The organism is Roseateles koreensis, assembly GCF_028595305.1.
Taxonomy (GTDB): domain Bacteria; phylum Pseudomonadota; class Gammaproteobacteria; order Burkholderiales; family Burkholderiaceae_C; genus Paucibacter_A; species Paucibacter_A koreensis.
Window position 1 is genome coordinate 125,657 of sequence record NZ_JAQQXS010000013.1, and the last position, 18,356, is coordinate 144,012.

The following is an 18,356-nucleotide window of genomic DNA, read 5'->3' on the forward strand; positions in this document are numbered from 1 at the left end:
CTCAACGCTCCACCGCAACGACGACCACGGCCTTGGCCGGAATTGACAAGGTGAGCGGGCCAGTCGCGCCGGATGTTTTGGCGTCGAAAGCGCGAGGCTGCACCTGCTGCGGTGCTTGGAAGGTGTTGCGTGCGTCCATGGCATCAGCGGTCAGCACCTGGCCATGCGCAGCCGTGGCGGTCTCGCCCTTCACCCGAACGGCCACGTTCAGCGGTACATGCGGGTTGCTGTTGACCAGGGCCAGGTAGAGCTTGCCGTCTTTGCTGCGCGCGGCTGACGCGCTCAGGCCCGGGATGCTGGTGCCGCCTAGGCTGTAGGCGGGGTTGTTGGCGATGCTCAGCGGCAGCGAGGTGGCGTCCTGAAAGGGCACATACATCGCATAGGCGTGGTAGGTGGGCGTGAGCAGCATCTTGTCTTTGTCTGTCAGGATCATGGCCTGCAGCACGTTGACCATCTGCGCGATATTGCTCATGCGAACCCGGTCGGCATGGGCATGGAAGATGTTGAAGTTGAGCGCCGCCACCACCGCATCACGCAAGGTGTTCTGTTGGTACAAAAATCCCGGGTTCGTGCCCGGCTCCACGTCGTACCAGGTGCCCCATTCGTCAACGGCAAAACCGATCTTCTTCTGGGGGTCGTTCTTGTCCAGCACCGCGACGTTTTGCGCAATGAAGGGCTCCATCTTCAGCGTCTGCGCGAGGGTGTTGATCCATTGGTCTTCGGCAAACCCGGTGGCTGCGCCCTTGGTCTCCCATTTGCCGGTCGGCAGCGTGTAGTAGTGGAAGCTGATGGCGTCGATATTGCTCTTGATGTCGTGGCTAAGCACCTCGGTCCAGCGTGTGTCGGCGTCATTGCCGCCACTGGCGAGGAACTTGGGGCGTCGTGAATCCGGGGCCTTCAAAAACGTCACCGCGGTTTTGTAGAGGTCCGCGTAGTGTTCGGGTGTCATGCTGCCGCCGCAGCCCCAGGCCTCGTTGCCCACCGCAAAATAGCTCAGCTTGAAGGGCTCGGCATGGCCGTTGGCGCGGCGCGCCTGGGCCAGGGTGGATTTGCCGTCTGCCGTCATGTACTCCAGCCATTCGGCCATTTCCTGGGTGCTGCCGGTGCCCAGGTTGCCGTTCACATAGGCGTCGGCACCGAGCAATTCGACCAAGTCGAAAAACTCATGCGTGCCGACGGCATTGCTTTCTTCCACGCCGCCCCAGTTGGTGTTGACCTTGACCGGGCGTTTGGCGCGCGGGCCGATGCCGTCGCGCCAGTGGTATTCGTCCGCAAAGCAGCCGCCCGGCCAGCGGATGAGCGGCACGTGCAGGGCCTTGAGGGCGCCCAGCACATCGTTGCGCCAACCGTGGGTGTTGGGCGTTTTGGCCTTAGGGCCCACCCACATGCCTTCGTAAATGCCGGTGCCAAGGTGCTCGGCAAACTGGCCGTAGATGTGCTTGTTGATGAGCGGCCCGGCCTGGGCGGCATCGATGGTCAGTTCAACGTCGGCGGCCAGCGCCAAGGGGCTTGCCCCGGCGATGGACAAAGCCATGCCCAACACATATTTATTGATCACGCAGCAGTCTCCAACTTTTGTTTTCTCGGCCTGCGGGCAGGTGCCGCAGGCCGCTGTCAGGGGCGTTGCGGCAGCGCCGTCAGATTGAGGCGCCCCGACTCGCGAAAGACCATGGTAGGACGGGGCTAAGCGCTGAACAAATCAATGTTTTGTGGAGAGCAATATTCGTTTGGATATATGAATTCAAGGTAAACCCTGGCGGCCCACAGAGTGGGTGCCGGCCTTGGGGGTCGAACAATTCGCTTGAAAATTTGTGCAAACCGGTGTCAACCGCTGTCCGAGGCCCCTCGTTGTAGTGACAAGCCGGCAATTGCCAGGCCCGCTTGAGAGGTCCGAAGCCCTATGGATCCAACTTAAAGGCTTGCTCATCATGACAAAGATCACTTCGTTCATCGCCGCCGCGCTGCTCTCTTCCGTGGCCGTTGCTTCTTTCGCTCAGACCCCGGCTGCTTCCGCCGCTCCTGCAGCACCCGCCGCCGTCAAGGCACCGGCCGCTGCCAAGGCGCCTGCTGCAGCTGAGGCACCTGCCGCCGCCGCTTCCGGTGCCCACAAGCACCACAAGCACCACAAGCATCACAATGCTGCTGGCATGGCCGCTCCAGCTGCCGCTGCTTCTGCAGCCAAGTAAGCGCCAGCGCGAACGCGCCGCCTGAGTCACCCTCAGGCGCACGCAACAAAGCCCCGGGGACGCGAGTCCGCCGGGGCTTTGCTTATTTTTTGCTGCCGTTTGGAGTTGCAGTTTGGGGTGCGAGTGCTTGTTCAGTGAGGATCGTCGTTAGATCGTCAACATGCCCTCAACGCGTATCCAGCTTGAAGATGCCGATCACTTCTTCTAGGCGTCGGGCCTGCTCCCGCAGGGACTGCGCCGCGGCGGCGGACTCTTCCACCAGCGCGGCGTTTTGCTGCGTCATCTGGTCGAGTTGGGTGACGGCGCCGTTGACTTGGGAGATGCCGTCGCGCTGCTCGCTGGCAGCGGAGGCAATTTCGCCAATCATGTCGGTGACGCGCCGGACGCTGGTGACAATCTCACCCATCGCCGTGCCGGTTTGTTCCACCAAGTGTGCGCCCGAGTCGACGCGTTCCACCGAGGCGTTGATCAGGGTTTTGATCTCCTTGGCGGCCTCGGCGCTGCGTTGTGCCAGGCTGCGCACCTCTGAGGCCACTACCGCGAATCCGCGCCCCTGCTCACCAGCGCGGGCGGCTTCAACCGCTGCGTTCAGGGCCAGGATGTTGGTCTGGAAGGCAATGCCGTCAATCACGCCGATGATGTCGCTGATCTTGCGTGAGCTGTGGGTGATCTCCGCCATATTGGCCACCACCTGCGTGACCACGGCGCCGCCGCGTGTAGCCGCTTCGGCGGCGGAGGCTGCTAACTGATTGGCCTGACGTGCTGTATCAGCGGATTGCGCGACGGTGGCGGTCAGCTCTTCCATGGAACTGGCGGTCTGTTGCAGATTCGAGGCGGTTTGCTCGGTGCGGGCACTGAGGTCTTCGTTGCCGGTTGCGATTTCAGCAGACGCCGTGGACACCGAGTTGATGCCGCTGCGCACCTCTCCCACCACACTGCGCAGTTGCCGGGCCATTTTGTCCAGGCTGCCTAGCAGGTGAGAAAACTCGTCGCCGCCCTGCACCGTGATGTGGGCGCCCAGATCGCCATCGGCGATGCGGTCTGCGGCTTGAATGGCTTGCGCGAGGGGCTTCTGGATCGAGTGGATCAGCGAGCGGGCGCCTAAGGTGAGCAAGACCAATAGCACCGCCACCGCCGTGCCGGAAATTTTCAGTCCGTTGATGCGCTGGGCGGCCAATTCCTGCATAGCCGACTGTTTGTGCTGCTCTTGCAGTTTGGCGAAATCACCCAGCGATTGCAGATAGGTTTCCACTGCAGGGTTGAAGCGCTGCTGGAGCTCTTGCTGCGAGGCGGTGAGATCTCCGTCGGCCTTCAGCTTGCGCACTTTGGACAAGGACTCCAACACCACTTTGCGTTCATCGGCTACCCGGTTCATCAAGCGCTTGTCGGCGTCGTCCAGGGGCATGGCTTCGATGCTTTTCTGCACCTTGTTGATTTCGCCGATGGTGGCTGGAATTTCTTCTTTGAACGCCACATCCACCGCAGGGTCGCTGCTGATAGCCACCGCCCGGACGCGGGCGATATTGACCGTGGTCAAGGATGCCCAGCGCTGAGCGGCATTGGTCTTGGCGTCCAACTCCGCGGTGAGTTGGTCGGTATGTTCCTGAATGCGCAGACTGCGCACGCTGGAGAAGGCCACCAGAGCGACCAAGGTCAGGACGATGGCGCCAACCGCCAGCCAAAGCCGGCCCGCCACGCTGAGTTGTCGGCCTGTGCCTTGGGCGGGGATCGAATGATTTTGCATGGCTGGGATGTCTCTGGCCGAATACGGCTTGTTATCTCCCTAGCGTATCGCGGCATGGGCCCCGTCGACCCCATCGCTTGCCCTAATTCAGCGCATCGACGGAATGCCGAGTTTGGCGCATTTACCAGCTGCCGGTGTTGGGCATGGACGCCCAGGGCTCCGCAGGCGCGAGCGCCGGGCCGTCTTGCAGCAGTTCGATGGAGATGTTGTCAGGTGAGCGCACAAAGGCCATGCGCCCGTCACGCGGGGGGCGCAAGACCGCGACGCCATGATCGGCCAGGCGCTGGCAGGCAGCGTAGATGTCAGGCACGGCAAAGGCCAGGTGGCCAAAGTTGCGCCCGCCGGTGTAGGTTTCGCTCTTGCCTTCGGCATCAGGCCAGTTGTAGGTCAACTCGACCTGGGGTTGGTAAGGCCCCGCCGCGTCACCGACCGCAGCCAGATAGACCAGGGTGAAGCGGCCGGCCGCGTGTTCAGTGCGCCGTACTTCGGTCAAGCCGAGGGCATCGCGGTAGAACGCCATGGAGGCATCGAGATCGGTCACGCGGACCATGGTGTGCAGGTATTTCATGGAGGAGAGCTTCCTTTGGGTATGGCGGGTCTAGGCAAGGTCAGGCGCCGGGCTTTCGTTTTTCTCGACGCCCAAAACGCCTTGTGCGCAGAGTTCTTGTATCTCGGTGTCGCTGTAGCCCAAGCCGTGCATCAGGCTCAGCGTGTGTTCGCCCAGCCGTGGTGGGTCGTGGCGCAAGCCCAGGCGGTGTCCGTCCAGGCTCAGCGGTAGCAAGGGGACCCGGGTGTTGCGGCCATCCGGCAGGGTCATGGGCGCCAATCCGCCGGTAGCCAGAAGATGGGGGTCGTCCATCAGTTGGTCCGGGCGAGTGATGGGGGCGAAGGGCAGGCCCTGGGTTTCGAACAGGGCGGTGATCTCGGTGCCCTGGCGATCTTTCAGGCGGCGGCGCAGTTCGGGCAGCAGCCATTCGCGGGCCAGCACACGTAACTGGTTATTGCTCAGGTGCGGGTCGGCCCGCAAATCTTCGAAGCCAAAGGCTTGGCAGAAGACGCTCCATTGGGTGTCGCTGACCACGGCCAGAAAAATCTGTGCGTCTTTGCCGTCTGGCCCCACTGCGGTGAACACGTCGTAAATGCCCCAGGGAGAGATGCGCTCGGGCATGGGGGCGGCCGGTTTGCCGGTGACGGCAAACTGCATCATGTGTTGTGCGACGAGGAAGATATTGTTTTCAAACAAGGCGGACTGCACCTGTTGCCCGCGCCCGGTTTGGTGGCGTTGCTGCAAGGCGGCCAACACGCCGATGGCGCCGAACATGCCGCCCATGATGTCGTTGACGCTGGTGCCTGCACGCAGGGGGTCGCCCGGACGCCCCGTCATATAGGCCAGCCCGCCCATCATCTGCACCACTTCATCAAGTGCTGTACGGTGCTCATAGGGGCCGGGTAAAAAGCCCTTGTGTGACACATAGATCAAACGCGGGTTCAGTGCAGATAGGGCGTCAAAGCTCAAGCCGAGGCGGTCCATGCTGCCGCTCTTGAAGTTTTCGCTGAACACATCGGCGGAGGTCAGCAACTTGAGCGTAATTTCCAAACCACGCGGGTGCTTGATGTCGAGCGCCAGGCTCTTCTTGTTGCGATTGAACAGCGGGTAGAACCCGGCGCCGGCGCCGAGAAGCTGGCGGGTGTTGTCGCCCGTCAGTGGCTCGATCTTGATCACTTCGGCGCCGAGGTCGCCCAGCACCATGCCGCAGGTGGGGCCCATCACCATGTGGGTGAATTCAATGACGCGCAGGCCGGCCAGCGGCAAGGGTTGAGCCGGGGCGGGGGCGCTTGTGGAGCGGGGTGCAGAGTTCATCGATTTACTTGGGCAGCTTCAACAGGCCTTTGCTTGAAAACCGCACAGTGCCGAACAGCCCCCCGGCCAGCTTGCCGGTGAGCATGTAAGGCAGCTCGCCCTGTTCGGCCACGTCATTGAAGCTCATGGCTTGGCGCACAGCGGCGAAGGCTGAGATGGTCAAGGGCAGGTTGAGCAGGGTTTCGCCGTAGCGGGGCACTTCGCCTTTTTGGTTGCTCACGCCGCTGGCGAAGCTCTTGCCGTTCAGCTCCAGGTCGATGGCGGCGCCGTCGAATTCGATGGGCAAGTCATTGGGGTTTTGCACGCGCAGTTTCACCAGCAGGCGCAACTCCAGCCCCTCGCCGGCCATGGGCTCCACGCCCACCACGTTGACCCGCAGGGGATCGCGTGAGTTCAAGGTGGCGCAGCCGCTGAGCCACAGCAGTGCGGCAGGTGCCAGCGTGTGGCCAAGCAGGCGGCGGCGGGTGAGATGGTGGGCCGTGTTCATAGGGGCATCCTTTGCGATCAAGCCAGTACGCGCAGCAGCCAGTCGTTGAGCGCTTGCACTTCTTCCATGCACAGCGAATGCTCGATCGGGTACTCGTGCCATTCAACCGTATGCCCCAGGCGCGTGAGCAGCTCGCGCGAGGACTGGCCCCGATTGATGCTTACGACGGGGTCGCGCGAGCCATGGGCCATGAAAATCGGTGTTTCAAGATTGGCGCCATGGCGTTCGGCGGCGGTGCTGTCAGGCAGCGGCAAATAGCCCGACAGACCCGCCAGGCCTGCCAGCCGCTGCGGGTAGCGCAAACCTGCTAGCAGGGTCATGGCGCAGCCTTGCGAAAACCCCGCCAGCACAATGCGCTCGGGCGGCACGCCGCGCGCAATCTCCTGGTCCAGCAACTGATGGAGTTGGCTGACCGATAGCCGCAGGCCGCTCTCATCCTCACGGCGTTGCAGATCGGTGCCGAGGATGTCGTACCAGGCCCGCATGCGGTAGCCGTTGTTGATGGTGACGGCACGCTCCGGCGCACGAGGCATCACGCAGCGCACGGGCCCGACCGTGTCGAGATCGAGAGCGTCGAACATCTGGATGAAGTCGGCGCCGTCCGCCCCCAGGCCGTGCAACACGATCAGCGTGGCACGGGGGGGCGTGGCGGGATTGAGTTCGATGGTGACGAGGGACATGGTGGGCTGCGTTGATTCGACGAAGCAATATCGTAGCCGCCCGGCGCACCCTGATGCGACACTGGCGCGCCTGCTCCCGAGGCGCGAGGCGCTGCTTAACCCAAGGGGCGCACGCCAATCAGGCTTTGGTGGCCCCAAAACGCGAAGGCTGTCCACGCGATGGCGCCCAGCACCACGGTGATGAGTGTGGCCGTTATGTTGGAAGCCAAGGCCGCGGGAGGATGGCGCCGGTCGCGCTGGCGTGCTGCGCGAAAGGCCAGCACGGCCCAAATCAAAAAGCTGCCAAACAGCAGCAGATCCGCCAGCGTGTGGTTGGCCAGCAGGTGGGCAAATGCCCACACTTTGACGCCCAACATCATGGGGTGGCGCAGCCGCGCCTTGATGGCGTTGGCCGGCACATAGGCGGCGGCCAGAAGGACAAAGCCGATCAAGGTCAGCAGGGCCGCCAGATGGCTCATGCCGGGCAGGGTGGCCCACAGCACCACGGGGGTCTGCCGCGCCAGGCCGAAGCCCTGCACGATGAGCACAAAGCCGAGCACGGAGAGCACGGTGTAGCCCAACTTCCAGGCCATGGGGCCGCGGCGTGCGATCTGGGCACTGCGCCAATCGTCAGCAACGATGCGCACGGAATGCACGCCCAGAAAAAGGGCAAGGCCAGCGATCAAGACGAGCATAGGTTCACCTGGGAAGAAACGGGGCGGTCGGCAAAGGGGCGACGTGCATGTCGCCCCTTTGCCCTTGTAGCCGATTTATCGGACAAATCGGCGACGCGACGCATTTCTCCTGGCGCAGGAAAACCCCAGGCGGACAGCTGCTGGCGACGGGCTGCGACGCTGACCACGGCGGGCATCAAGCCCGTGAGATTCAGCCGATCAAATCGGTCAGGTCGGGACAACCCAGGACAAGCTCCACAGCAAGGCGGGGTAGAGCAAGCCCCAGGTGGCGGCCAGCAAGCCCACCGCCTTCAGGCTGGTGACGGCACTTTCACGTGGGCGGGAGAGGCTGATCTTCATGGCGGACTCCTGGCAGAGAAAGACGAGAGGACGGTCGGTGATGCACGCAAGCTCGGGCGTTTGCGGCGGCCTGGCGGGCTTCAAGAACCAAGCAAGCCGCATGCCAGCGCGGCCTAAAAACGGCGACCTAAGCACTTCGGTCCACTCTTAACGCCAGCACCACCGAACTGGTTGTCTTGATCACCCCCTCGATTTCCCCAATCTCGTCCAACAAGGTGTCCAGCCGCATGGTGGACTCAGCCCGCAGCAGCGCCATGTAATCGAACTCACCGCTCACGGAGGCGAGCTGCCGCAACTCCGGCAACAAGCTCAGGCGTTTGACCACATCGCGTCCGGCTTTGGGCTGCACGGTGATGCCCACATAGGCTTGTATGCCCCGGTCTGCGGAGTCCACGCCCAGCCGCACCGTGTAGCCCACGATGACACCGCTGGCTTCCAGCCGGGCCAATCGCGCCACCACCGTGGTGCGCGCCACGCCCAATTTGCGGGCGAGCTGCGCCGTGCTGGCGCGCGCATCGGCTTGCAGCAGGGCGATCAATTGGCGGTCGGGCAAGGCCTTGGCGCCAGAGGGCTCGGCGGCGCTGCGTGTGTCTATCTGCGTGTTTGCCTGCGAGGCGCTGCGGCCTTTGCCTGGCGTTTCTGCCCGAGTTGCGGGAGGACGGGGTGGTCGACTCATCGGAAACCCTTGGTTGAATCGTTACGACGAACTTTATCGACATTCCGTCGAAACAATCTAATTATTCGACGAAACGGTGCTTTCTTTCGTCCGGTCTTCTCCCTAGACTGAGCGCGAATTCAGGCGTTTCAGCTTCGAAAGGACATCCCATGAAAGTCGCTCTGCTCGGCGCCGGACACATCGGCCAAACCATTGCCCGCCTGCTGCACGGTAGCGGCGATTACCGCGTGACGGTGATCGATAAAAGCGCGGCTGCCTTGGCGCGCCTGCAGGCCGAGGGCATTGCCACCTTGGCGGTGGACACCGCCGACGCCTGCGCCTTGGCGGCGGCCTTGAAGGGCCAGGACACCGTGGTGAACGCGCTGCCCTACCACCTGGCCATCACGGCTGCGCATCTCGCGCTGGAGGCGGGCTGCCACTACTTCGATTTGACCGAAGACGTGGCCGCCACCAAAGAAATCAAACGCATCGCCGAGGGCGCCCGGACCGCCTTCATGCCGCAATGTGGCCTGGCGCCGGGCTTTATCGGCATCGTGGCGCACCACCTGGCCCAGGGCTTCGACTCGTTGCAGGACGTGAAGATGCGGGTCGGCGCCTTGCCGGCCTTTCCCACCAATGCGTTGAAGTACAACCTGACCTGGAGCGTGGACGGCCTCATCAATGAATACTGCCATCCCTGTGAATCGATTCACGACGGCGCCCTGATCGCCGCGCTGCCGCTCGAGGGCTTAGAGCATTTTTCGCTCGACGGCACCGAGTATGAAGCCTTCAACACCTCCGGCGGTTTGGGGACCTTGTGCGAGACGCTGCAGGGGCGGGTGCGCAATCTGGACTACAAAACGGTGCGCTATCCGGGGCACCGTGATTTGATGATGATGTTGCTCGATGACCTGCAGTTGAAGAACGACCAGGAAACGCTCAAGAACATCATGCGCAAGAGCATGCCCGCCACCATGCAAGACGTGGTGCTGGTGTTTGTGACAGTGTCTGGTATGCGCGCTGGCAGCCTGGTGCAAGAGGTATTTGCGAGGAAAATCTTTGCCGAGCGCGAGGGGCCCGCGCCGCTTTCAGCCATTCAAATCACCACGGCGGCAGGCATTTGTGCGGCGGTGGATTTGTTCCGCGAAGGCAAGCTGCCGAGCTCGGGCTTTATTCGTCAAGAGCAGGTGAAGTTGCCGGAATTTTTGGCCAACCGTTTCGGCAAGGCCTACCAGCAATCGCGGCAGGTTGAATCCATTGGGTGATGCCCCGCAAGCACTGCGCAAACAAACGAAAATTCCGCCATGAATGAAATCAAAACACTTCTGAATTCTCTGGGCCTGCCTGACGCGGCCTTCAACGGTGGCGCCTTGGTCGTTCGCTCGCCGATTGATGGTGCCGTGCTCGGCAGCGTGCATACCGCCAGCGCAGGTGATATGCGTGAAGCCGTTGCGCGGGCTCATGGCGCGTTTCAGACCTGGCGGACGGTGCCGGCGCCGCGCCGCGGGGAACTGGTGCGTTTGTTCGGTGAAGAATTGCGCACACACAAATCGGCCTTGGCGCGCTTGGTGTCGCTCGAGGCCGGCAAGGTGACGAGCGAGGGTGAGGGTGAGGTGCAGGAGATGATCGACATCTGCGACTTTGCCGTCGGCCTGTCGCGTCAGTTGCACGGACTCACCATCGCCTCGGAGCGCCCCGGCCACCGCATGATGGAGCAGTGGCTGCCACTGGGTGTTGTGGGCATCATCTCGGCGTTCAATTTTCCCGTGGCCGTGTGGGCCTGGAATGCCGCGCTGGCGCTGGTGTGCGGTAACAGTTGTGTGTGGAAGCCTTCCGAAAAAACGCCGCTCACCGCGCTGGCGACGCAAGCCCTGTTTGACAAGGCCCGGGTTCACTTCGATGCAGCGGGTGGCGGTGCGCCGGCACATCTTTCTCAAGTGCTGCAAGGCGGCGCCGCAGTGGGCGAGGCCCTGGTCGACGCTGAACAGGTGGCCCTGGTGTCCGCCACCGGATCAACGCGGATGGGTCGAGCGGTGGGGCCCAAGGTGGCTGCGCGTTTTGGCCGCTGTCTTTTGGAGTTAGGTGGCAATAACGCCATCATCGTCAGCCCTTCGGCCGATCTGGAACTGGCCGTGCGTGGCATCTTGTTTGGCGCCTACGGGACGGCAGGGCAGCGCTGCACCAGCACGCGCCGGGTCATCATCCACGAAAGCATTCATGACGAACTGGTAGCGCGCCTGGACACGGCGCGGGCCAGCTTGCGCATCGGCAATCCGCTCGTGGCGGGCCATTTGATCGGTCCTTTGATCGATGCGGCCGCTTTTGACGCCATGCAGCAGGCCCTGGCCCATGCACGCGCGCAGGGTGGCGAGGTGAGCGGTGGAGCCCGTGTGCTGACCGATGTGCACCCAGAGGCCTGGTACGTGCAGCCGGCTCTGGTGCGAATGCCGGCGCAAACGGCCGTGGTCAGGCAGGAGACGTTTGCGCCCATTCTCTACACGCTCAAATACCTTCAGCTTGACGAGGCCATTGCCTTGCAGAACGATGTGCCGCAAGGCTTGTCTTCCGCCATCTTCACCAATGACTTGCGCGAGGCTGAGCAGTTCATGTCGGCGCGTGGCTCCGATTGCGGCATTGCCAACGTGAACATTGGTACCTCGGGTGCGGAGATCGGCGGCGCCTTTGGCGGCGAGAAAGAAACCGGTGGCGGCCGTGAGTCCGGTTCAGACGCATGGCGTGCTTATATGCGCCGCACGACCAACACCATCAACTACTCCCGGGAATTGCCTTTGGCGCAGGGCGTGAAGTTCGATCTTTGAGAATACTTGCCTGTCATTTAAAAACCGTGCTATAGTTCGGCCTCTTCGCTGATGACGACAAGTCAGAAGCTGGAAAAGCAAAAAGCAAGCCTTAAAAAGCGAGCGAGCAAAGCCCAGGTGGCGGAATTGGTAGACGCACTAGTTTCAGGTACTAGCGGGTAACTCCGTGGAGGTTCGAGTCCTCTCCTGGGCACCAAACAAGAAAAGCCAGCACGCAAGTGCTGGCTTTTTGCGTTTTCGGGGTTGGCACTTTGTGTTCTGCAGGGTCAGGCCTTGCCCGCATCGATTTTGAGCGTTATAGGGGAAAACTGCCCCTATGATTGCCACGCGCTGGGAGGCAAAATAACTAATTGCGACCCTGAAGTGATGATTCATGGCGCATCGACGCAGGCTTTCCATCGTGGTTCTCGTCGATTCAGTGAAAATAGCGCCGCCCGAGCTGGTCGGGCATCAATTGAGATGAGATCCTGGAATGAATAAAACCGAACTGATTGAACATCTGGCCGCCAAGCATGCGATGACCAAGGCTGAAGCCGGTCGCGTTCTGGAAACCCTGTTGGACGTCGTGGTCACCACCGTGAAAAAGGGTGGCGCCGTGTCGATCCCGGGCTTCGGCTCGTTCAAGCAGCACGCCCGCGCAGCCCGCACCGGCGTGAACCCCAGCACTGGCGACAAGATCAAGATCGCCGCAGCCAAGCTGCCCAAGTTCACACCGGGCGCCGGCTTCAAGGCAGCGGTTGATCCAAAGGCTGCTGCCCGCAAGGCCGCCAAGGCTGCTGAAGCCAAGCCCAAGGCGGCGGCCAAGCCGGCTGCCAAGAAGGCCAAGAAGTAATCAAGCACTCAGGCTGACAGCCGATTGCAAGGCCGGACGCTCGAAGGGGCGCCCGGCTTTTTTGTGGGCGGCTGATTTCTCTTGTATAGGCTGTGGCACCATGCCGGCCATGGTCATCAAGAACACTGCAGTGAGTAGCCGAGCGGGCGCAGCGCCCACCATCGTCGACGTGGCGGAACAGGCCGGCGTATCTATCAAGACCGTTTCCCGCGTGCTCAATCACGAGCCTGGCGTGCAGGAAAAAACCCGTGAGCGGGTGCTCAAGGTGGTGGCTGATCTCAAGTACCGTCCCAAGCTATCGGCGCGCAGCCTGGCGGGTGCACGTTCGTTCTTGATCGGCCTTTTGTATTACGACCCTAGCGCGGCCTTTGTGGCCGGGGTGCAAAAGGGGGCCGCCTTGCGCTGCCGTGAGGCAGGCTATCACCTGGTGGTGGAGTCCTTGCATAACGATGCCCTGGATATTGATCAGCAAGTGGAGCGCATGGTGTCAGCCTTGCGTCCGGACGGCATGATCCTGACACCGCCCTTGTGCGACAACGCCAAGGTCATCAAGGCCCTGTCGGATGCCCAGACGCCTTGCGTATTGATGTCGCCCCGCGTAGTGAGCCCAGACGAGCGCAGTGTGCGAATCGACGACGTGCATGCTGCCGAGGAGGTGACCAATTTGCTGATCAGCCTGGGCCATCAGCGCATTGCTTTTGTGCAAGGCCCTGCGGATCAAGCCGCTTCGGGTTTGCGTTATGAAGGCTTCGAGCGCGCCATGCTGGCGCATGGCTTGTCGGTTGAGGCGGAGTTGGTGCAGGCGGGTGATTTCACCTTTCCGTCCGGCGTGGCTGCTGCCCACCAGCTGTTGAGCCGGCGGGTCAAGCCCACGGCCGTGTTTGCCGCCAATGATGATATGGCCCTGGGTGTGCTTGCGGCGGCGCAGCGCCTGGGCTTGTCGGTGCCGACCGATCTTTCGATTGCGGGCTTCGACGATTCACCTGCCGCCAATCTGGTGTGGCCACCCCTGACCACGGTGTGCCAACCGATGGAAGCGATGGCACGCACGGCAGTGGAGATGCTCATCCTGCCGAATCGGGTGGATAACGAAACCTCGGATTCAGCGCCTCAGCAGCGCGTGCTGCCCTATCAGCTGCAGGTGCGCAATTCCACCTGCGCACCGCGTGGCCACGCGGCGCCGGCGATCAAGAGCAAGAAGGCCTGACACAAGAAAGGCGGGTCGTGGCTCACTTGTGGCGCAATTCGTCTTTCAGGGCCGCCACTTCTTCGTGCAAGCCGCGGAGTTGGGCGTGCATGTCGCGCAGGATGTCCCGCTCCATGCGGCGCTCCGAGGATTCGACCCAGAACGAGGCAATCGCTGCAGTCACCAATGACAGCACGGCATAGCCCAGGAGCACGACAAACACAGCAAAGATCTTGGCCGCCGGTGTGGTGGGCACGATGTCGCCATAACCCACTGTTGCAGCGGTGGTGAACGCCAGCCACAGGCCATCGCCCAGGCTGTGAACGCGGGGCTCCAGCGCCCAGAATCCGACGCCGCAAAAACCCAGCACCAGCAAGGCGAGGCTCAATAGATAACCCAATCCCCCCCGGGTGACCCAACTCTTGATGGCCCACACCATGCGCAGCAAGGTGAGCAGCGCGACAAACAGGCGTGCTGCCAAGGCTTGGTTGGACAAGGCGCTGGGCGGCAACAGTGCAGCCACCAGCAGACCCACGACCAGCAGCACGTCCAGGGCATTGCTGCGCAGGTATTGCCGGGGGTGGCTGACGTGGCGGGCGACCCGCCACAAAGACAGCGCCGTCACGCCGGCCGCCACCAGGTAAATGGCCAGGGCCAGTGGCGTGGGCAGGTTCTCTAGCAACTCGATGTAGAACGCCGGGATGGTGGCAAACAAGACCATCAGCACGGGCCAGCGCCAGTACCTCTCCGCACGAGCCGCGGTGGCATTGAGGGGCGATGGGCGAGCGAGGCCCCAACTGCGGGTGGAGATGCGATGAGGCATGGGGTTAGTATCGGGCCGGCGGGGCGGTACAGGTGCGACGACCTGTAAATCGGCGTTTGGACTTCAGGTCTGCCGAATTTTGATGCGCGCGTGTTCGTTGATACCCATGGCGGCAAAGAACAGGGCCACCAGGCGGTGCGCATCGACAAAGGTCACCTGGCGGTTTTCACCTTGCCGGCTGAGTACCCAATTGAGCAGGTCGCCGGCGGCCATGAAGTCCAGCCGGATCAGTGTGGCGCAACTCACGTGGACCAGGGTGGCGGCGCCCAACTCGGCGCTCAGGGTCCGCAGCAGCTCTGAAATGTCGCCGCTGAGCTGCCCGCTGAGTGCCAACTCGGCCGGGTGCACCATGGCGCCCAACTCGCTGATCTGAGACTCCATGAAACTGCTGCTGGGCTCGATGCTGGTGATGCTGGTGCTGGGCCCTTGGGTAGAGAGGCTGCCCTGGCTGATGCGAACCCGGCAGGTGCTGCGCTCCCATGATGGGGGGGAGACTTCATAGGTCACGCAGTAGTCGATGGCGGCTTCGTCAAACTGGTCGGGTCGGTTGACCAAGCGCAAGGCGTCCAGGCGCAGGCGCCACAGTACCGGGTTGACCTCGGGGACGGACACTGGCGTCAAGTCAGCCAGTAGGCGGAGCCAATGGTCGCCGCCGATCCAGCGCATGTCCAGCGCTTGCCCGGCCCATTCGCGAAACAGGGCCTGCAGGCTTTCGGCCGCGTCGGTGTCGAGCCGCTCCAGGGCCGTCCAGTCCATGACCCAGGGCATGGGCATCAGCTGCGAGCGGGTCTTCAGCAGCTGCACGCTTTCCAGCGTCAAGTGGGTGGGTGCGGCCCAGCTGACGCTGCTGGGTTTGGCCATGGGCACGCGCACCTTGCGCTGTGCTTCGGAAACCAGCTTGGGCAGGGAGAACCACTGTGGCGCGGAACGGCCGAACACTTCGGCAAATTCCAAGGCCAGGGCTTCAAACTTGGCCTGACGGCCGGTGGCCCGGTACAGGTCAAACAAGACCAGCCAGGTGTCGCTGTGCAAGGTGCGCGCGCCACCGGGCCGAATCAAGGTGCTGAGCGCATGCTCACTCGTGTCGTAGTCGGCATTGGCGAAGGCGATCACGGCTTCATCCAACTCGGCGTCATGCGCCAGTTCCAGGGCTTGCAGCGGCGCCTGGCTTTGGGTTTCCTGCGCTTCGTCCAACACGAAGGTCAAGGGAGGGAGGTCTGGCAAATCCGCGAGATTGGGCAGATTGGGCAAGACGCCCGTTCCGGCGCCGGAGAGGGGCGGCATGCCCGTGCCCATCACCACGGCGGCCGGTGGTGGAGCGGTTTCCATGCGTTCGACCTCATCGGCGGAGGCAAATTCACTCACCCGGCCCGAATGCGATGTGGCATGCGATGTGTTTGAAGGCGCTGCGTTGGTGGAGGCCGTTGCGCGCGCTACGCCGGGGGCGTTCTGCGGCAGATCCGCAGGGACGGTCGGCGCAAAATGGACCGGCCGCGTGCTGGTTTCAAAAAACGCTTGCGGGACGGTGGGGGCATTCGCCTGGCTGGGCGATGTATTTTGGTTCTGGGTGGCGGCAAAGTTCTCGCCCACCATTTGCTGCTCGATCTGGTCGATTTTGGCTTTCACGCCCAGGTCGATTTTGGAGTTGAGCTCGCTATTGCGCTCAATGTCATCCATCCGGGAGGACGCGGAGCCCAGGGCGGCCAGCTGTTCGGCGGTCAGCCCTTCTCGGCGGATGCGCCTCAGCATGTCGAGTTCGCGCTTGCGCACGAAGTCGTTGCGGCGTTTGCGGTCGACCATGGCGCGCAATTCGGCCTTGGCCTGATCGCCCTCGGGGTCGTCTTGGCGCGAGTTGATTTCGGCCCAGTCGGTCGTGGGGTTGGCCACGAAGCGCGCCACCTTGCGGAAGAAGCTCTCGCCGTCTTTCGGTTCTGTCATGCGCGTAAGACCCGGTCTTTCAGAGATTCTGCGTGTGGCTGCGGCTCAAACCCGCACCCGCCGGTCAGGCAGATGCGGTCCGTTCAATAGATCGGCAATCAAGCTGGCAAGCTGATGGCCGTGCCTGTCAGTTTGCCCATCCAGTGAGGGTTGAATCCCTCAATCACCGAACATTTTCTGTTTCATCTCACGACGTTGCTGCGCTTCGAGCGACAGCGAGGCCGTGGGGCGGGCAATCAGGCGCCCCAGACCGATGGGTTCACCGGTCTCGTCGCAATAGCCGTACTCGCCATTGTCGAGGCGGGCCAGAGATTGGATGATCTTCTTCAGCAGTTTGCGTTCACGGTCGCGGGTGCGCAATTCCAGGGCGTGTTCTTCCTCAATGGTGGCGCGATCGGCAGGATCGGGCACGATGGAGGTGTCTTCGCGCAGATGCTCGGTGGTTTCGCCCGCATTGGACAGCACGCCGTCTTTCAGGGCGGTCAGCTTGGTGCGGAAAAACTCGATCTGCTTGGCGCCCATGTACTCGGACTCGGGCATGGCCAGCACTTCAGCATCGGTCAGTTCGGCGCCCGACTTGGATTTCCAGGCATTGGCGAGCTTGGGGTCGGACTTGGCGGCGGTTCGGGGGCTTTCGATCACGGGTGAGTTCATTTGTCGCGTTGGCGGCTTGGGTGGAGCGAATCGGTCTGCAAAGCGGCTTGTGCCGCTGAGCGTGGGGCTGGGGTCCAACAGAGCAACCGTGCTGGCGTCCGCGGCATCGGCATCGGCCTCTGACTTGGACGAGGGTTTGGGTGTTGCGGTCTTGGCAGGCTTGGCGGCAACGCGTGTGGCGGCCTCCGCTTGCGGGGCGGCCGTCGGTTTGGGGGCCTGGATCTTGCTCACGTTTCTCTCCTCGCACTGGCAGTCGTCAACACGGCTCTGACAGGCTAGATATCAATCGGGACCAGCTTATCTTGCTCTCAACTTGTGCATTTTGAGCGCCGCGGATTGTAGCCACGTCGCGGCGCTGCAAAAAAAGCAAAATTTGTAATGAATTTCGCTAACTTGATCAGACCAGGCAGCCCTCCATGCCCTGCAGCAGGATTTCCTTGGGCAAATCGATGCCGATGAAAACCATTTTGCTCGCCTTTTTCTCGCCTGGCATCCATTTCGGGCCTAGGTCGGAGCCCATCAACTGGTGCACGCCCTGGAAGATCACTTTCTTGTCGGAGCCCTTCATGTACAGGACCCCTTTGTAGCGCAGCATCTTGGGGCCGTAGACCTGCACGATGGCGCCCAGGAAGTCTTCCAGCTTGGCCGGGTTGAAGGCTTTTTCCGAGCGGAAGACGAAGGACTTCACATCGTCATCGTGCACGTGGTGGTGCGGGTGGTTGCAGTGTTCGCCGTGCTCATGATCGTGGTCATGGTGCGCGTGGTCGTGGCCGTGATCGTGCGCGTCGTCCGCCTTCAGGAAGTCGGGGTCGATCTCCAGCTTGGCGTTCAGGTTGAAGCCGCGCAGGTCGAAGATCTGGCTCAGCGGTGCTTCGCCAAAGTGTGCCTTGTGCACCGGCGCCCGCGGGTTCATGTGCTTGATGCGGTGGGTCAGGGCGTCTACCGCGGCGGCGTCCACCAGGTCGCTCTTGCTGATGAAGATCTGGTCGGCGAAGCCGATTTGGCGACGCGCTTCCTGGCGGGTGTTCAACTGCTCTTCGGCGTGCTTGGCGTCGACCAGCGTCAAGATCGAGTCGAGCAGATAGCTCTCGGCGATCTCGTCGTCCATGAAAAAGGTCTGGGCCACGGGGCCGGGGTCGGCCAGGCCGGTGGTTTCGATGATGACGCGGTCGAACTGCAACTCGCCCTTGCGGCGCTTGGCGGCCAAATCAGACAAGGTGGTGCGCAAATCTTCGCGGATGGTGCAGCAGACGCAGCCGTTGTTCATCTGGATGATCTGCTCTTTGGCGTCGGTCACCAGAATGTCGGTGTCGATGTTTTCTTCGCCGAATTCGTTTTCGATCACAGCGATCTTCTGACCGTGGGCTTCAGACAACACACGTTTAAGAAGTGTGGTTTTTCCGGAACCCAGAAAACCGGTCAATATGGTGGCGGGGATCAGGCCCTTGCTCGTGTTTGTCATGGTGGCGCGCTCGCTC

Annotated in this window: 18 protein-coding genes and 1 tRNA gene; 6 read left to right on the plus strand and 13 right to left on the minus strand. The window is 62.3% G+C overall.

Annotated features, from left to right (window positions below):
• Position 1: 1 nt before the first annotated feature.
• Positions 2 to 1,534: an alpha-N-arabinofuranosidase gene (locus tag PRZ01_RS14970; RefSeq protein WP_273597635.1), complete on the minus strand. Its 1,533-nt coding sequence runs from the start codon at positions 1,532 to 1,534 to the stop codon at positions 2 to 4.
• Between the two features lie 394 nt (positions 1,535 to 1,928).
• Here PRZ01_RS14970 and PRZ01_RS14975 point away from each other — a divergent pair, with 394 nt between their 5' ends.
• Entirely contained in the window at positions 1,929 to 2,186 is a 258-nt protein-coding gene (locus PRZ01_RS14975; protein ID WP_273597602.1) for a hypothetical protein, read from the plus strand.
• A gap of 166 nt (positions 2,187 to 2,352) precedes the next feature.
• Here the strand turns inward: PRZ01_RS14975 and PRZ01_RS14980 are convergent, their stop codons facing one another.
• From PRZ01_RS14980 to PRZ01_RS15015, 8 genes are all read right to left on the minus strand, one after another.
• Positions 2,353 to 3,930 carry a methyl-accepting chemotaxis protein gene (locus PRZ01_RS14980; protein ID WP_273597603.1) on the minus strand — a complete coding sequence of 526 codons (1,578 nt, stop codon included), beginning with the start codon at positions 3,928 to 3,930 and terminating at the stop codon, positions 2,353 to 2,355.
• A gap of 121 nt (positions 3,931 to 4,051) precedes the next feature.
• Entirely contained in the window at positions 4,052 to 4,498 is a 447-nt protein-coding gene (locus tag PRZ01_RS14985; RefSeq protein ID WP_273597604.1) for a VOC family protein, read from the minus strand.
• A gap of 30 nt (positions 4,499 to 4,528) precedes the next feature.
• Positions 4,529 to 5,791 carry a CaiB/BaiF CoA transferase family protein gene (locus PRZ01_RS14990; RefSeq protein WP_273597605.1) on the minus strand — a complete coding sequence of 421 codons (1,263 nt, stop codon included), beginning with the start codon at positions 5,789 to 5,791 and terminating at the stop codon, positions 4,529 to 4,531.
• A 4-nt stretch (positions 5,792 to 5,795) separates the two neighbouring features.
• The gene (locus PRZ01_RS14995; protein WP_273597606.1) at positions 5,796 to 6,278 is read right to left on the minus strand and encodes an LEA/WHy family protein; all 483 of its coding nucleotides are present in this window, start codon (positions 6,276 to 6,278) and stop codon (positions 5,796 to 5,798) included.
• A 17-nt stretch (positions 6,279 to 6,295) separates the two neighbouring features.
• On the minus strand, positions 6,296 to 6,958 hold the full coding sequence (locus PRZ01_RS15000; RefSeq protein ID WP_273597607.1) for an alpha/beta hydrolase: 663 nt from the start codon (positions 6,956 to 6,958) through the stop codon (positions 6,296 to 6,298).
• A gap of 95 nt (positions 6,959 to 7,053) precedes the next feature.
• Positions 7,054 to 7,632, minus strand: coding sequence for an NnrU family protein (locus PRZ01_RS15005; protein WP_273597608.1), 579 nt, complete (start codon positions 7,630 to 7,632; stop codon positions 7,054 to 7,056).
• A gap of 207 nt (positions 7,633 to 7,839) precedes the next feature.
• Positions 7,840 to 7,971, minus strand: a complete 132-nt coding sequence (locus tag PRZ01_RS15010; RefSeq protein WP_273597609.1) for a hypothetical protein — start codon at positions 7,969 to 7,971, stop codon at positions 7,840 to 7,842.
• A gap of 127 nt (positions 7,972 to 8,098) precedes the next feature.
• Positions 8,099 to 8,647, minus strand: coding sequence for an Lrp/AsnC family transcriptional regulator (locus PRZ01_RS15015; RefSeq protein WP_273597610.1), 549 nt, complete (start codon positions 8,645 to 8,647; stop codon positions 8,099 to 8,101).
• A gap of 149 nt (positions 8,648 to 8,796) precedes the next feature.
• Here PRZ01_RS15015 and PRZ01_RS15020 point away from each other — a divergent pair, with 149 nt between their 5' ends.
• From PRZ01_RS15020 to PRZ01_RS15040, 5 genes are all read left to right on the plus strand, one after another.
• Complete coding sequence (locus tag PRZ01_RS15020; protein WP_273597611.1) at positions 8,797 to 9,891, plus strand: saccharopine dehydrogenase family protein; 1,095 nt, start codon at positions 8,797 to 8,799, stop codon at positions 9,889 to 9,891.
• Between the two features lie 39 nt (positions 9,892 to 9,930).
• Positions 9,931 to 11,445, plus strand: a complete 1,515-nt coding sequence (gene amaB, locus PRZ01_RS15025; protein WP_273597612.1) for an L-piperidine-6-carboxylate dehydrogenase — start codon at positions 9,931 to 9,933, stop codon at positions 11,443 to 11,445.
• 111 nt (positions 11,446 to 11,556) lie between these two features.
• Positions 11,557 to 11,641, plus strand: a tRNA-Leu gene (locus PRZ01_RS15030).
• 276 nt (positions 11,642 to 11,917) lie between these two features.
• On the plus strand, positions 11,918 to 12,277 hold the full coding sequence (locus PRZ01_RS15035) for an HU family DNA-binding protein (protein WP_273597613.1): 360 nt from the start codon (positions 11,918 to 11,920) through the stop codon (positions 12,275 to 12,277).
• A 109-nt stretch (positions 12,278 to 12,386) separates the two neighbouring features.
• Positions 12,387 to 13,484 (plus strand): LacI family DNA-binding transcriptional regulator, encoded by a 1,098-nt coding sequence (locus PRZ01_RS15040; protein WP_273597614.1) that lies wholly within the window; start codon positions 12,387 to 12,389, stop codon positions 13,482 to 13,484.
• A 22-nt stretch (positions 13,485 to 13,506) separates the two neighbouring features.
• On the opposite strand, the gene PRZ01_RS15045 is transcribed toward PRZ01_RS15040, so the two are convergent.
• From PRZ01_RS15045 to PRZ01_RS15060, 4 genes are all read right to left on the minus strand, one after another.
• Complete coding sequence (locus tag PRZ01_RS15045) at positions 13,507 to 14,286, minus strand: potassium channel family protein (RefSeq protein WP_273597615.1); 780 nt, start codon at positions 14,284 to 14,286, stop codon at positions 13,507 to 13,509.
• 63 nt (positions 14,287 to 14,349) lie between these two features.
• Positions 14,350 to 16,224, minus strand: a complete 1,875-nt coding sequence (locus tag PRZ01_RS15050) for an STAS domain-containing protein (RefSeq protein WP_273597616.1) — start codon at positions 16,222 to 16,224, stop codon at positions 14,350 to 14,352.
• A 159-nt stretch (positions 16,225 to 16,383) separates the two neighbouring features.
• Positions 16,384 to 17,109 carry an RNA polymerase-binding protein DksA gene (gene dksA / locus PRZ01_RS15055; protein WP_273597617.1) on the minus strand — a complete coding sequence of 242 codons (726 nt, stop codon included), beginning with the start codon at positions 17,107 to 17,109 and terminating at the stop codon, positions 16,384 to 16,386.
• Between the two features lie 166 nt (positions 17,110 to 17,275).
• Positions 17,276 to 18,340, minus strand: a complete 1,065-nt coding sequence (locus tag PRZ01_RS15060; RefSeq protein WP_273597618.1) for a CobW family GTP-binding protein — start codon at positions 18,338 to 18,340, stop codon at positions 17,276 to 17,278.
• Positions 18,341 to 18,356: the final 16 nt, after the last annotated feature.

Coding starts and splice junctions, on each gene's coding strand:
- PRZ01_RS14970 (WP_273597635.1), bottom strand. CDS start 1,534: ATGGCTTTGTCCATCGCCGGGGCAAGCCCCTTGGCGCTGGCCGCCGAC.
- PRZ01_RS14975 (WP_273597602.1), top strand. CDS start 1,929: ATGACAAAGATCACTTCGTTCATCGCCGCCGCGCTGCTCTCTTCCGTG.
- PRZ01_RS14980 (WP_273597603.1), bottom strand. CDS start 3,930: ATGCAAAATCATTCGATCCCCGCCCAAGGCACAGGCCGACAACTCAGC.
- PRZ01_RS14985 (WP_273597604.1), bottom strand. CDS start 4,498: ATGAAATACCTGCACACCATGGTCCGCGTGACCGATCTCGATGCCTCC.
- PRZ01_RS14990 (WP_273597605.1), bottom strand. CDS start 5,791: ATGAACTCTGCACCCCGCTCCACAAGCGCCCCCGCCCCGGCTCAACCC.
- PRZ01_RS14995 (WP_273597606.1), bottom strand. CDS start 6,278: ATGAACACGGCCCACCATCTCACCCGCCGCCGCCTGCTTGGCCACACG.
- PRZ01_RS15000 (WP_273597607.1), bottom strand. CDS start 6,958: ATGTCCCTCGTCACCATCGAACTCAATCCCGCCACGCCCCCCCGTGCC.
- PRZ01_RS15005 (WP_273597608.1), bottom strand. CDS start 7,632: ATGCTCGTCTTGATCGCTGGCCTTGCCCTTTTTCTGGGCGTGCATTCC.
- PRZ01_RS15010 (WP_273597609.1), bottom strand. CDS start 7,971: ATGAAGATCAGCCTCTCCCGCCCACGTGAAAGTGCCGTCACCAGCCTG.
- PRZ01_RS15015 (WP_273597610.1), bottom strand. CDS start 8,647: ATGAGTCGACCACCCCGTCCTCCCGCAACTCGGGCAGAAACGCCAGGC.
- PRZ01_RS15020 (WP_273597611.1), top strand. CDS start 8,797: ATGAAAGTCGCTCTGCTCGGCGCCGGACACATCGGCCAAACCATTGCC.
- amaB (WP_273597612.1), top strand. CDS start 9,931: ATGAATGAAATCAAAACACTTCTGAATTCTCTGGGCCTGCCTGACGCG.
- PRZ01_RS15035 (WP_273597613.1), top strand. CDS start 11,918: ATGAATAAAACCGAACTGATTGAACATCTGGCCGCCAAGCATGCGATG.
- PRZ01_RS15040 (WP_273597614.1), top strand. CDS start 12,387: ATGGTCATCAAGAACACTGCAGTGAGTAGCCGAGCGGGCGCAGCGCCC.
- PRZ01_RS15045 (WP_273597615.1), bottom strand. CDS start 14,286: ATGCCTCATCGCATCTCCACCCGCAGTTGGGGCCTCGCTCGCCCATCG.
- PRZ01_RS15050 (WP_273597616.1), bottom strand. CDS start 16,224: ATGACAGAACCGAAAGACGGCGAGAGCTTCTTCCGCAAGGTGGCGCGC.
- PRZ01_RS15060 (WP_273597618.1), bottom strand. CDS start 18,340: ATGACAAACACGAGCAAGGGCCTGATCCCCGCCACCATATTGACCGGT.